Source organism: Raineyella sp. W15-4, from assembly GCF_033170155.1.
GTDB lineage: Bacteria > Actinomycetota > Actinomycetes > Propionibacteriales > Propionibacteriaceae > Raineyella.
This window is the reverse complement of sequence record NZ_CP137079.1, coordinates 555202-567632: the sequence shown is the minus strand read 5'-3', so window position 1 is coordinate 567632 and position 12431 is coordinate 555202. Positions and strand designations below refer to the sequence as shown.

At 68.6% G+C, this 12431-nt stretch carries 13 protein-coding genes, 1 tRNA gene and 1 pseudogene; 8 read left to right on the top strand and 7 right to left on the bottom strand.

What is annotated here, in order from left to right; all coding sequences use genetic code 11:
• Positions 1 to 227: 227 nt before the first annotated feature.
• On the bottom strand, positions 228 to 947 hold the full coding sequence (gene nth, locus R0145_RS02565) for an endonuclease III (RefSeq protein ID WP_317838868.1): 720 nt from the start codon (positions 945 to 947) through the stop codon (positions 228 to 230).
• 139 nt (positions 948 to 1086) lie between these two features.
• Between nth and R0145_RS02560 the strand changes: the two genes are divergently transcribed.
• The 4 genes from R0145_RS02560 to R0145_RS02545 are packed head-to-tail and all read left to right on the top strand — an operon-like array spanning position 1087 to position 3185.
• Positions 1087 to 1764: a Crp/Fnr family transcriptional regulator gene (locus R0145_RS02560; protein WP_317838867.1), complete on the top strand. Its 678-nt coding sequence runs from the start codon at positions 1087 to 1089 to the stop codon at positions 1762 to 1764.
• A gap of 9 nt (positions 1765 to 1773) precedes the next feature.
• Positions 1774 to 1938 carry a hypothetical protein gene (locus R0145_RS02555; RefSeq protein WP_317838866.1) on the top strand — a complete coding sequence of 55 codons (165 nt, stop codon included), beginning with the start codon at positions 1774 to 1776 and terminating at the stop codon, positions 1936 to 1938.
• Complete coding sequence (locus tag R0145_RS02550; RefSeq protein WP_317838865.1) at positions 1935 to 2393, top strand: RidA family protein; 459 nt, start codon at positions 1935 to 1937, stop codon at positions 2391 to 2393. Before R0145_RS02555 ends, R0145_RS02550 begins: the two co-directional genes overlap by 4 nt.
• A gap of 36 nt (positions 2394 to 2429) precedes the next feature.
• Positions 2430 to 3185 carry an MBL fold metallo-hydrolase gene (locus R0145_RS02545; RefSeq protein ID WP_317838864.1) on the top strand — a complete coding sequence of 252 codons (756 nt, stop codon included), beginning with the start codon at positions 2430 to 2432 and terminating at the stop codon, positions 3183 to 3185.
• A gap of 83 nt (positions 3186 to 3268) precedes the next feature.
• Here the strand turns inward: R0145_RS02545 and R0145_RS02540 are convergent, their stop codons facing one another.
• Complete coding sequence (locus R0145_RS02540; RefSeq protein WP_317838863.1) at positions 3269 to 3592, bottom strand: WhiB family transcriptional regulator; 324 nt, start codon at positions 3590 to 3592, stop codon at positions 3269 to 3271.
• Between the two features lie 460 nt (positions 3593 to 4052).
• Here R0145_RS02540 and R0145_RS02535 point away from each other — a divergent pair, with 460 nt between their 5' ends.
• The 4 genes from R0145_RS02535 (at position 4053) to R0145_RS02520 (ending at position 8005) form a co-directional block, all read left to right on the top strand.
• On the top strand, positions 4053 to 6350 hold the full coding sequence (locus tag R0145_RS02535; RefSeq protein WP_317838862.1) for a transglycosylase domain-containing protein: 2298 nt from the start codon (positions 4053 to 4055) through the stop codon (positions 6348 to 6350).
• A 1-nt stretch (position 6351) separates the two neighbouring features.
• A complete protein-coding gene (locus R0145_RS02530) occupies positions 6352 to 7278 on the top strand; it encodes a metallophosphoesterase (protein ID WP_317838861.1) in 927 nt (308 codons plus the stop codon).
• A 154-nt stretch (positions 7279 to 7432) separates the two neighbouring features.
• A tRNA-Pro gene (locus tag R0145_RS02525) sits at positions 7433 to 7509 on the top strand.
• Positions 7510 to 7702: 193 nt separating this feature from the next.
• Positions 7703 to 8005, top strand: coding sequence for a hypothetical protein (locus R0145_RS02520; protein WP_317838860.1), 303 nt, complete (start codon positions 7703 to 7705; stop codon positions 8003 to 8005).
• A gap of 405 nt (positions 8006 to 8410) precedes the next feature.
• On the opposite strand, the pseudogene R0145_RS18355 reads toward R0145_RS02520, so the two are convergent.
• The 5 genes and pseudogenes from R0145_RS18355 to R0145_RS02490 form a co-directional block, all read right to left on the bottom strand.
• Positions 8411 to 9235, bottom strand: a pseudogene (locus R0145_RS18355) (recombinase family protein); the annotation flags it as partial.
• 326 nt (positions 9236 to 9561) lie between these two features.
• A complete protein-coding gene (locus R0145_RS02505; RefSeq protein WP_317838857.1) occupies positions 9562 to 9834 on the bottom strand; it encodes a hypothetical protein in 273 nt (90 codons plus the stop codon).
• Between the two features lie 144 nt (positions 9835 to 9978).
• Complete coding sequence (locus R0145_RS02500) at positions 9979 to 10569, bottom strand: antirestriction protein ArdA (protein ID WP_317838856.1); 591 nt, start codon at positions 10567 to 10569, stop codon at positions 9979 to 9981.
• Positions 10566 to 11609, bottom strand: coding sequence for a site-specific DNA-methyltransferase (locus tag R0145_RS02495; protein ID WP_317838855.1), 1044 nt, complete (start codon positions 11607 to 11609; stop codon positions 10566 to 10568). The genes R0145_RS02500 and R0145_RS02495 overlap by 4 nt, the downstream gene beginning before the upstream one ends.
• Positions 11606 to 12418, bottom strand: a complete 813-nt coding sequence (locus R0145_RS02490; protein ID WP_317838854.1) for a replication-relaxation family protein — start codon at positions 12416 to 12418, stop codon at positions 11606 to 11608. The genes R0145_RS02495 and R0145_RS02490 overlap by 4 nt, the downstream gene beginning before the upstream one ends.
• Between the last annotated feature and the right edge of the window lie 13 nt (positions 12419 to 12431).

Genomic DNA, 12431 nt, shown 5'->3' with positions numbered 1-12431 from the left:
CGGCGCGATGCCCAGTGATTCACGTCGACCGACCAGGTCGGGGGGCGGACTTGAGGGACTGGCGGATCCGTCGGCGCCTGCCGACGCGGCGGCGCTGCCGGACGACGGGGCGACCGGCTGCACCGGCTGGGTGGCGGCGCACCCCGTCACCAGCAGAAGCCACCCCACGACAACAGCCGGCAGCGCCCGGCGCCACGCCGCAGTCCGTCCGCCGCGACCGATCGACCTCATCGGCGCGGTTCCCGGACCAGCGCCGCAGCCTTCACCGGGTCGGTCTCCCCCTCGCCGTACGCCGGGCACAGCGCAGCCACCGGACAGGCCCCACACGCCGGGCGGCGGGCGTGGCAGCGGCGCCGGCCGTGCCAGATCAGGTGGTGGCAGAGCATCACCCAGTCCGCCGGCGGGAACAGCGCCCCGACCTCGGCCTCGACCTTGTCCGGATCGGTCTGGGTGGTCCAGCCGAACCGCCGGGCGAGCCGCCCGAAGTGGGTGTCCACGGTGATCCCGGGGATGCCGAAGGCGTTGCCGAGCACGACGTTGGCGGTCTTGCGGCCCACCCCGGGCAGAGTGACCAGCTCCGGCAGCGTCCGTGGCACCACACCACCGAAGTCGTCCAACAGCCGACGGCCCAGCTGCAGCAGCGCCTCGCTCTTGGCCCGGTAGAAGCCGAGCGGACGCAGCACCTCCTCCAGCTCCGTACGGTCGGCGCCGGCCAATGCCGCGGGATCAGGCCAGCGGCGGAACAGCTCCGGCGTGACGGAGTTGACCCGTACGTCGGTGGTCTGGGCGGACAGGATGGTCGCCACCAGCAGCTGCCAGGGCGAGCCGAAGTCCAGCTCCGCCCGGGCGTCGGGATAGGTCTGGGCGAGGATCCGGTCGATCCGGCGGGCACGCCGGACCAGCGCCGTCCTGGTCTCCCGCCCCTCGCGAGCGTCACGCGCCGTCACCCCAGCAGGGTAGCCGCCCGGGGCGTTCCCGGGGTCGCCGTTCGCGACGGCTCGATGTGACAGGGGCCTCGTCCGGTGCGACACGCTCACGCCGAACGGCTAGTCTAGGGCCGTAACCACGGCCAGTGCAGGAGGAAAAGTGGATCCGGACGTGCTCAAGCAGGCACCCCTCTTCCGGGGGCTGGACCGCGAGGCGACCAACGCCCTGGCCCACTCGATGTCCAGCATCCGCCTGAGCCGGGGAGCCGTCCTCTTCCACGAGGGCGACAGCGGCAACCAGCTCTACATCGTCGTGTCGGGCAAGATCAAGCTCGGCCGCACCGGCGCGACCGGCAGGGAGAACCTGATGGAGGTGCTCGGACCGGGGCAGATGTTCGGCGAACTGTCCGTCTTCGACCCCGGGCCGCGATCGACCACGGCGACCGCGGTCACCGCCGCGGAACTGCGCTGTCTGGAGCACGACGATCTGGTCAAGTGGCTGAAGGACTATCCGCAGGTGGCCCAGGGCATCATGGCCCAGCTGGCCCGACGGCTGCGGCACGCCAACGACTCGGTCAGTGACCTGGTCTTCTCCGACGTGCCGGGCCGAGTCGCCAAGGCCTTGGTGGACCTGTCCGGCCGGTTCGGCGAGCAGCGCCCCGAGGGCATCCTGGTGCACCACGACCTGACCCAGGAGGAACTGGCCCAGCTGGTCGGCGCCTCCCGGGAGACGGTGAACAAGGCGCTGGCCGACTTCGCCGCCCGCGGCTGGATCCGACTGGAGCCGCGCTCCGTCACCATCCTCGACGTGGACCGGATCTCCCGGCGCGCCCGCTAGTCTGACGCCATGACCAAGTGGGAGTACGTGACCGTCCCGGTGCTGACACACGCGACCAAGCAGATCCTCGACAACTGGGGCGTCGACGGCTGGGAACTGGTCCAGGTCGTCCCCGGTCCCAACCCGGAGAGCCTGGTCGCCTACCTCAAGCGGCCGCTGGAGGACACCAAGTGACCCCGACCAGCCGACTGGCCGAGCTCGGCCTCACCCTGCCCGCCGTCGCGACCCCGGTCGGGGCGTACGTCCCGGCGCGGCGCGAGGGCTCCCGGGTGACCACCTCCGGCCAGCTGCCGCTGGTCGCCGGCGCCCTGCCGCTGACCGGCAAGCTCGGCGCGGGGGTCACCCCGGAACAGGGCCACGACCTGGCCCGGACCGCCGCCCTCAACGCCCTGGCCGCCGCCGCGGACGCCGCCGGCGGCCTCGACGCCATCGCCGGGATCTCCCGGGTCTGCGTGTACGTCGCCAGCGACCCCGGGTTCACCGGCCAGGCCGGGGTCGCCAACGGAGCCAGTGAGCTGCTCGGCGCCGTCTTCGGCGCGGCCGGCCGGCACGTCCGCAGTGCCGTCGGCGTGGCCGTACTCCCGCTCGACGCTCCCGTCGAGGTCGAACTGACCGTCACCCTCGCCTGACGACCGCGCCGACACCCGGCGCGAGGAGGATCCACCGTGACCGAGCCCCAGCGCATCCTGGTGCCCAATCCTGGCGCGATGACGCTGGAGGGCACGAACACCTGGATCATCCCGGGCCGCGACGGCACGCCCGCCGTGGTGATCGACCCGGGCCCCTCCGACTTCGGCCATCTCGACCGGGTCCGGCGAGCCTGCCCCGACGGCATCTCGGAGATCTGGATCACCCACGGGCATGCCGACCACGTCGGCGGCGCGATGCGGCTGGCCGAATGGACCGGCTGCCCGATCCGGGCGTACGACCCCACCATCGCGATGACCGATCCGCTGAGGGACGGCGAACGCGGCCAGGTCGGCGGAAGCGCGGTGATCTGCGTCACCCTGCCCGGTCACACCCGTGACTCGATCGGCTTCATCGTGTTCCTGGACGACGGGCCGGTGATGTTCTGCGGGGACACCATCCTGGGCCGCGGCACCACCCAGATCAGTTGGCCGGACGGCAACCTCGCCCTCTACCTCGCCACCCTGGACAAGATGGAGCGACTCACCGAGCTCTACGGGATCCGTCGCCTGATGCCCGGCCACGGCCCGATCGTCACCGACCCGATCGCCCGGATCCGCGCCTACCGTGAGCACCGTCAGCAGCGCCTGGACCAGATCCGGGTGGCCTACCAGGCCGGCCACACGTCGGTGCCGGCGCTGGTCGACGCGGTGTACGGGGACCTGGTGGGACCGACCCACCAGGCCGCCGCCCTCACTGTCAAGGCGCAACTGGAGTATCTCGAACTGCTCTGAGCTCGAGCTGCTCCGTGTTCGAGTTGCTCCGGGGTGGCGTACGCCCCGCGCTGCGGTGCCGTACGCCCGGGCGCGCCCTACGGTCAGACCGCCGCGGCCGCCCGCCGGGGTGCCGGGTGATGTGCCGCGCCGGGGACCTTCCCGTCATGTGCCCGCAGGATGTCGGCCCACTCCCGGATCTCGGGGTTCTCGCGGAGGATCTTGCGGCGCTCGCGCTCGGTCAGACCGCCCCACATCCCCCAGTTGATCCGGTTGTCCAGGGCCTCGGCCAGGCATTCCACCCGTACCGGGCACCCCATGCAGATACCCCGTGCCTTGCGCTGGGCGGCTCCCTCAGCGAAGAGCTCGTCGAAACGGCCCCCGCAGTTCGCGTGTACTGCCCAGTCTTCACCGACAAGTGCGGTCACGATGACCCCGCCTTTCGATCCGTCGTTGGAGCGGTGCGGCTCATTGCTCGCCCGAGGATCTCCCCTGATCCCCGGTGTCCCACACCTGGCCGATCGGTCCCCGCGACGGGCGGCGCCTGTTTGCCGTCCGCCCGGTGAAGTGGACCAATCACCCAGGTGGTGTTACTCGGTCATCGTAGCCCGAAGCGGTTCCGCGGTGCACCCTGGCTCACCCGGCGTACTCTGCTCCCCGCGGGAGAGCCTCGTCACGTCCGGCCCACGCCGGCGGATCACGTCCGGATCGCGTCAGCGGGCCGAGCCCCCGGGTTCGCCGACCCGGCGAGGCCCGCGGTCCGTGCCGCTTCCCCCGATCCGTCGGCGCGGACCATTGGGTCGAGTCCCCCTGTCACGTAGGCTCGGGATCGTGTCGGAAGATCCTCGCCCCGGTGGCAGCACGCAGGCGGTCCTGACCCTCTTGGTCGTGAGCGTCCTGATTGGCGTGCTCGCAGCCGGCTTCGTCATGCCCGGGGTCGGCGTCGCCACGTCGACGCTGAAGGCCGCCGCGGCCGGGCTGCAGGACCTCCCGGCCAACCTTGAGACCCCGCCCCAGGCCGAGCGTTCCACTCTGCTGATGGCGGACGGCACCACATTGGCCACCTTCTACGACGAGAACCGCGTCTACGTGCCGCTGTCGGAGATCGCGCCGGTGATGCGCCAGGCGCAGCTCGACATCGAGGACCACCGCTTCTACCAGCACGGCGCGATCGACGTTCAGGGCACCCTGCGTGCCTTCCTGCGCAACAGCGCCGGCGGCGCCACCCAGGGCGGTTCCTCGATCACCCAGCAGTATGTCAAGGGGGTGCAGATCGAGACCGCGCTGGCGAACGGCAACGAAGAGGGCGTCAAGCAGGCCCAGGAGAAGTCGTACGGCCGCAAGATCCAGGAGATGCGGTACGCGATCGCTCTGGAGAAGCGGCTGTCGAAGGACCAGATCCTGGAGCGCTATCTCAACATCGCCTACTACGGTGACGGAGCCTATGGCGTGGAGGCCGCCGCCCACCACTATTTCAACACGTCGGCGAAGGACCTCACCCTGGCCCAGGCGGCCATGCTCGCCGGTCTGGTGCAGAACCCGGACGCGTACAACCCGCGGCTGCACTCACAGACCGCCCTGGAGCGTCGCAATGTGGTGCTGGACCGGATGGCCGAACTCGACCCGACCCTGAAGGACCAGGTCGACCAGGCGAAGGCGACCGACTTCGACGCGTCCAAGGTCAGCGCGACCCGCAACGGCTGCGCCTCGAGCCCCTACCCGTTCGTCTGTGAGTACGCCCGCCACGAGCTGCTGAACTCCCCCGCCCTCGGCGAGACCGTCGAGGACCGCCAGCGGATGCTCAACCGCGGCGGTCTCACCATCCGCACCACCATCGATCCGCGGGTGCAGGAGGCCACCCAGAAGTCGGTCTCCAGCGTGGTGTCCGATCGGGACCCGGCCCTCGGCACGATGGTGATGATCAAACCGGGCACCGGCGAGATCCAGGCGATGGCGCAGAGCCGCCCGTCGATGGGCAACGGGACCGGCGAGACCTTCTACAACTACAACGCCACCCAGGCGATGGGCGGCGCCGAGGGCTACCAGGCGGGGTCGACGTTCAAGATCTTCACCCTGGCGGCCGCGTTCGAGAAGGGGATCCCGATCGACAAGACCTACCCGGCCGACTCCCCGATGAGCTTCCAGGGCACTACTTTCACCTCGTGCAGTGGGCCGTTCGTCCTGCGCGAGCCGTGGACGGTGTCGAACTCGACCCGGTCGGCCGCGTCGATGGATCTGCAAACCGCCACCGACTGGTCGGTCAACACCTACTACGTCCAGCTGATCCGCGACACCGGCATCTGCAACGCCACGAAGATGGCCCAGAAGGTCGGGGTGCAGATGGCCACCGGCGGCGACATCGTCCAGCTGATGAACCGTAACCCGTCGTTCGTGCTGGGCGTCGCCGAGATCGCGCCGGTGTCGATGGCCGAGGCGATGGCGACCTTCGCCTCCGGCGGGATCCACTGCGACGCGGTGATCATCGGCTCGATGACCACCGCCGACGGCAAGCCGCTGGCCACCCCGAGCGCGAACTGCCAGCGCACCGTCGACGCCGGTGTCGCCGCGGCGGTCAACAAGGTGCTCACCGGGGTGTCGGCCAACGGCACCGGCAAACCGGCCCGGGTCGACGGCTACCAGGACCAGGCCGGCAAGACCGGCACCACCGACAGCAACCAGACGGTGTGGTTCGTCGGGTACACCCCGGAGCTGGCCGGCGCCTCGATGATCGCCATCGACAAGACCAACTCGTACTGGAACACCCACACCAAGACTCTGAAGGGCGTCCGGCTGCCGGTCTCCGGCACCGTGCTGACCGGCTCCGGGTCGGGCGACGCCGGCCGGATCTACAAGTCCGCGATGACCGCGGGGCTGCAGGGTAAACCGGCGACCTCGTTCGGCCAGGTGAAGGCGGAGTTCCAGCCCGGCCAGATGGTCGCCCTGCCCCAGGGGGTCGACCAGATGACCCCGGACGACGCCCGCAAGGCCCTCGAGGCCGCCGGCTTCCAGGTCGACCAGACCTACCTCTACAACTCCGCGCCGTACGGCACCTTCCTCGGCGTCTCACCGAAGGACCAGGCGCCCCAGTCCTCCACCGTCTACCTGACCTTCTCCGCCGGGCCGGCACCGCAGGGCGACAACCAGACCCAGGCCTCCCCCACGCCGACACCGAGCGGGGGCAACTGACATGCCCGGAGGCCGGGCGGGGGGCCGCATCGCCGGCCGTACGCTCCTCGGCGCCACCGCCGTGGCGGCCGGCTGCGTGGCGTACGGACACTTCGTCGAACTGAACGCGTTCCGGCTGCGGCGCTTCAACCGGCGGCTGCTCCGGGCCGGGACCGCACCGCTGCGGATCCTGCACCTGTCCGACATCCACCTGCTGCCGGCACACCGCAAGAAGCAGGCCTGGATCTCGCTGCTCGCCGGGCTGGAGCCCGATCTGGTGGTCAGCACCGGCGACAGCCTGTCGTCCGACTCCGCGCTCGACCACCTCGAGGCGGCGCTGGGGCGGCTGCTGGACAAGCCGGGGGTGTTCGTCTTCGGCTCGAACGACTACTACCGGCCGACGCTGAAGAACCCCCTCGACTACCTGGTCAAGGGCCCCAGCTCCTCCGACACCCGACGCGCGGAGCTCGACACCGAGGCGCTGCGAACCCTCTTCACCGACCGGGGCTGGCTGGACCTGGACAACGCTGCGGCCACCCTGGACGTCCAGGGTCACCACATCGAGGTCCGCGGCACCGACGACCCGCACATCCGGCGCGACGACTACGCCGCCGTGGCCGGGCCGGCCGATCCGGCGGCCGACCTGCACATCGGGGTGATGCACGCCCCGTATGCCCGGGTGCTCGACGCGATGACCGCCGACGGCATGGATCTGCTGCTGGCCGGGCACACTCACGGCGGGCAGGTCTGCGTGCCCCTGTATGGGGCGCTGGTGACCAACTGTGACTTGGACCGCCGGCGGGTGAAGGGCCTGTCGACCCACACCGTGCAGGGGCGTACGGCGTCCCTGCACGTCTCCGCCGGACTCGGCACCTCGCCGTTCGCCCCGTACCGATTCGCCTGCCGGCCGGAGGCGACGCTGCTCACCCTGCTGCCCCGGACACGGTGAGCAGCCGGTCTCGACCCCTGCCTCGGCACGGTGAGCGGCCCGTTTCGGACACGGCGTGAGGCCGTCCACCCGCGCCCCTCGATTTCTCTCCCGGGGACCGGTGCGCTACAGTTCTCTAGTGCCCGCGAGGGCATCGGCCGCCCGGCAGGGCGGACGGGGTGTGGCGCAGCTTGGTAGCGCGCTTCGTTCGGGACGAAGAGGCCGCAGGTTCAAATCCTGTCACCCCGACCAGATGGTCCATGTTGGAACAAACGACCTCAGAACGAGGTCCAAGGTCCGACAGGACAAATGAAGATTCACGAAGGACGTCCTCCACAGGGCGTCCTTCTTTCATGTTTTCGATCACGTTCGAGGGGCGCGAGCGATCCCCTTCGGACAATTCATTGGCCGTTCGGTAGAGACTGGCAACCGGCTCGCGAAGCTCATGCTCGACCTGGACACGGCCGCTGTCGTCGAGGTCGAGTCGCAGGCGATGGAAGAAGCCGCGGTTGAGCTGGGGCCGTACATCGGGGGCTGCTTGCCCGTAGAAGTCTTGTGGATGCTCAGCCAGTGTGATCCAGGTCTTGGTGAGTTCCAGTCCTTCGGTGAGGTGATCTTCGGTTCGAGCGATCCGGCCTTCGATACTGCGGCGTTTGAGCTGGATGTCGTTCAGCAGCCGTTGCACCTTGTCCTCGGCGGACAGGCCGTTCATAAGGGCGTGGAGCAGCCGATCGGCCTGCTCGTCTAGGTTCGCCAACTCCCGGGTCAGGTTGGTGACCAAATCGTGCTGGATGTGCTGTTGGGCATCCATGGCCTCTTCGAGAGCGGCACGGAGGTTATCGCCGTAGCGAGCTGGCAGAGGGAGCGTGGTGTAGTGACGCTCGATGGCGTCTTCGACGGCCTCCACCCGGAGGAAGGGCAAGTCGCAGACGTGTTGGTAGCGTCCCACGCAGAAGAAGTAGGCATACTGGCCGCCTTTGGCTTCCATGTAGATGAGCCTGTTCTCTCGTCCGGCTTCATGGCAGCGGTCACACCACAGGATGCCCTTGAGGTAGTGGTGATGGACCTGCATATGCATGCCGATCCCCGACCGGGCGTCGAGGACGTCCTGGACACGGTCGAAGAGCTCTTGGTCGACGAGGGCTTCATGGCGGCCTTCGTAGAGCTGGTCGTCGTAGTAGATCCACCCGGCGTAGTAGGGATCGCCCAGGACGCGCTCGACGGTGTCGCGGGTGATCGGACGTGGGGCGAGGTGCCGGCCGGTGGGCCGTGCTTCGAGTCCTTGATCCTGCATGGCCTCGGTGAGCTGCGGGATGGTGTACTCCCCCGTGGCGTAGAGCTCGAACATGAGCCTGACTAGCGGCGCTCGTTCGTTGTCTATACCGATGCTGTTGACCAGGTGGCCGTCGATGGTGATGCGGGTGTTGAGGTAGCCGATCGGGGCGCGGGTGATGGTGCCGCCGTTCTTTGCCTTGTGTGCCATCTTGAGCTTCACGTCCTGGCCATTGAGGCGGTACTGCAGCTCGTTCATCGCATCGGTGATGGTGGCCATGGCGTCGCCTTCGAAGCTGTCGCCGAAGTCCTCCTTGGTGGAGATGAGCTTGACGCCGAGCATGCGCAGGTTGCGCCGGGTGAGCATGGCGTCCTCGACGTTGCGGAAAGCACGTGAGCGGCTGTAAACGATGATCGCGCCGACCTCGGGATGCTCGGAGACGTAGGCCAACATCTGGCGGAAGACCGGGCGCTTCTCCATCGTCTGGGCGCTGCGGCCCGGTTCGACGAACTCCTTGGCAACGACCAGCCCGAGCTCGTTGGCCTTGGCCATCGTCTCTTCGCGTTGGACGGCGATCGAGTTGCCGTCCTTGCTGATGTCGCGTGCGGTGTACGTCTGGCTGGCGGTCGACACCCGAAGATAGAGGACGCAGTTGCGCTTCTCATCCTCTGCCGCGGGTCGCTTCTTCTGTCGGTAGCTACTCATGATGAGTTCTCCTTTTATGGTGGTGACGGGTACAAGAACCACCCCTTGTAGTGAGTGGCTTCCTGGAGATTGTTCCTGTTGAGTGGTCTCGACCCCGATGGAGATACATGCAGCCGTTTCACATCTTCATGTTTACGGTTTTCTACATCCCTATTATATGAAATTATGGGACGCAATTGAAATAGGGGGAATGTTTGGCAACGTAAGGTTCTCCCTATTCCTTGCATGCGTCCTCGGTGCTGGTCGGGGTAGTTGCCCGGATGAGGTTGAGCGGCTCGTGGTGAGCAGCTCAAGTCCTCATCCGGGTGTTGGGGTGGAGGGGCGCCCTACGAGGACGTCTTGGGTGTGCCAGTACGAGGCTTGGGCTTGCTCGTGCCGAACATGGCGCTGAGGGCGGCAGCAGCTTCGCGGGCTTCCCGTTCGATCTCGGCCTGCAGGTCGTCGGCTTTGGCGGCGATCCGGGGATCGGCGGCCATGGTCTCAATCTGGTTCTCGACGCCGGTGCGGATGGCGTCGGTGACGGAGATGCCAGCCAGGCGGGCCAGCATGGTGAGCTTGGCGTGCTGGTCGTCTTCCAGGCGGATGGCGAGTGTCTTCATGACGGGTTCCTCCTTCCTCGGGATTTCGCTTCGGGACTCGTACGGGTCCCGGGCCCATCTCCTCGGGATGGTGCAGCCGGCGATCCAGGAGGATCACGGGTCGGCTGCGGTCTCCCGACGAGCTGGGGCCTTGCTGGAAGGGGGTCAGGCGATGTCGAAGATGACGACGCGGCCGTCGGGGAGGTCTTCGATGTCGATGCTGCCGCTGGCCACGGCGTCGCGTGCCCAGGCGTCGTAGTCGATGGAGACGTAGGGGCGCAGGTCCTCGGGGATCGCCTTGTCGAGCAGGCCGGGGATGCCCTCGTCGTCGAGGAGTTGTTCGGCCCACTGCACGGCGCTGTCGTAGGTGCCCAGGTAGCTGTCCTCGAAGGCGGCCATCATGGCCGGGTCACCGTCGTGGAGTTCGGCCCAGACGGCGAACGGGTCGCCATGCTCGGCGATGCCCTTCGCGATGACACTGACGTCGTCGAGCCGTTCGTATTCGCCGACCCGGTAGCTACCGAACTCGTCGTAGTCGAAGATGGCGTATTCCTCAGCGCCGGGTTCGCGGCTGGTGGCCAGGATCTCCTGTGCTGCGGCGTGCAGGTCTTCGGGGTCCTGGGTGGCGTCGATCCAGGCGCCGTGGAGCAGTCCGGCGTTGTAGTCAGCGAGTGAGGCGATCCAGATGCGCGGGTGGCGGCGGGCCTCGTGTTCGCGCTCGGCGTCGTCGGGCTGTGGTTCGTGGTTGTCGGTCATGATGGTCCTCCTTTCAGAGGTGCTGAGTTGTTGTTGGCACGAGCAGCCGTGATGCGCTGCTGGGCCATGGCGATGTAGCGGGGATTGAGCTCAATGCCGAGCCAGTCGCGGCCCGCGGCTTCGGCGACGACGGCGGTGGTGCCCGAGCCGAGGAACGGATCCAGTACCAGTCCGGACTCGGGTGGGCTGTCGCAGCCGCAGGTGGGCCGCTCAGGCTGACGCTCGGCCGTGTCGTCGTGGCGGACGACGGCGTGCGCGTACGGGGCGCGGCAGCGACTGCAGCGCAGTCGGGGGCAGCCTGCCTGGATCATCGGCTGGACGAGCGCCTCGGGAAACGTGGCGAAGTGGGCGCCGCGGAAGTGGCTCGGGGAGAGCTGCCACACGTCACCGGGGTTCTTGCCGAGTGGGTGACCGACCGCGCCACGGGCCTTCAGGGCCGCGAGCCCGTCGTCCCCGTCTCCGTTGGGGCCGAGCCACCCGGGCCGAGTGCGCTTCGGATACCCCGGCCGTCCCGGCTGACGCGGACGCCTTTTGCTTGTGGGCGGCGGCGTGCGGTGCGGCTGGCGGATCGCGTCGAGATCGAAGTGGTAGCGGGGACCGGCAGCGAGGAGGTAGATGACCTCGTGGGTGGTCGAGAGACGGTCGGCCACGCTCGTCGGGATCGGGTTCGTCTTGGCCCAGATGATCTTGTTCCGCAGCGTCCAGCCGTCGGCGATCAGGGCGAGCATCAGGCGTTCAGGAGCGCCGAGCAGACTCTTACGCGCCGCGCCGTCCTTGGGGCGGAGGCTGTAGCTGTCGCCGAGGTTGAGCCAGAGAGTGCCGGTCGGGGCGAGGACCCGGCGCATCGCGGCGACGCAGGCCCGCAGGGTCGCCACGTAGTCCTCAACCGTGTCTTCCAGGCCGAACTGGCCGTCCGCGTCGTAGTTGCGGAGCCGGAAATACGGCGGGCTGGTAATGATCTGGTCGACCCACCCGGCGGGCAGCTCGCCGAGACGCTGGACGGCGTCGCCCTGGAGGATCTGGTTGCGTGGCCCACTCATGCCACTACTCCGGTCAGGGTGAGACGCAGTTGGTCTTCGGTGCAGACGTGGAACATCCCCTCGGGGTGGCGAAGGGCGCGTAGCCGCTCGCGCAGTTGGGCGGTGCGGGTGTCGGCCTTGGCGCCGAGCATCAGCCAGCAGACGCTGGGGAAGACCTCGTGGGCGGTCTGCTCGGCCCCGGTGCGCCGGTAGGTGTCGTACTGGGCGCACTTGGTGAGGATCGTCGGGATCGACTCGGTGCCCATGTCGACCTCGAGGAACCAGCGGTCCTCGTAGTCGGTGCCGTGGATGGTGAGGGCCAGGTCAGGTTGCAGACTGTGGCATTCCCCGCCGGGGCCGGTGTAGGGGCGCCAGCAGGCCGGTTCGAGCGCGACGGTGACCTGCTCGATGTCGTCGGCGGTGGTGAGGTCGTTGAGGTCGAGGTGGGTCTCGCCGATCGCGAGGCAGTGGGCCAGGAAGCGCTCCGAGGGCTCACGGCTGCGGAAGTGCCGCCCGTCGTCGCCGGCCAGCAGCCGGGCGCCGGCCGGTGCCAACAGGTAGACGGTGCCGCTCGATCCGGCCCGGACGCCACCGATGCGGCGTGCCAGGGTGCGCAGGACGCCGCCGCTGGCGAGGCGGGCAAGGACCCGGCGGGCGGTGCGGTCGGCCGACTCGGGGCTGCCGAGGTTGGTGAAACAGAAGCCTTCGATCTGGCGGGTGGTGAGGTAGCGGTGGTCGCCGATCAGCCGCAGGATCTGCCAGTCGCGATCGGTCAGGTCGCGGCGCAGCTTGGTCAGTGCCCGCCCGCCGATCCTGCGGGGAGACGGCACCGACGAAACGTCG

Bases quoted from the DNA above. Each gene is read 5' to 3' on its own strand.
- R0145_RS02555 (WP_317838866.1), top strand. From the start codon at position 1,774: ATGACCAAGTGGGAGTACGTGACCGTCCCGGTGCTGACACACGCGACC.
- R0145_RS02530 (WP_317838861.1), top strand. From the start codon at position 6,352: ATGCCCGGAGGCCGGGCGGGGGGCCGCATCGCCGGCCGTACGCTCCTC.
- R0145_RS02520 (WP_317838860.1), top strand. From the start codon at position 7,703: ATGCTCGACCTGGACACGGCCGCTGTCGTCGAGGTCGAGTCGCAGGCG.
- R0145_RS02505 (WP_317838857.1), bottom strand. From the start codon at position 9,834: ATGAAGACACTCGCCATCCGCCTGGAAGACGACCAGCACGCCAAGCTC.
- R0145_RS02500 (WP_317838856.1), bottom strand. From the start codon at position 10,569: ATGACCGACAACCACGAACCACAGCCCGACGACGCCGAGCGCGAACAC.
- R0145_RS02495 (WP_317838855.1), bottom strand. From the start codon at position 11,609: ATGAGTGGGCCACGCAACCAGATCCTCCAGGGCGACGCCGTCCAGCGT.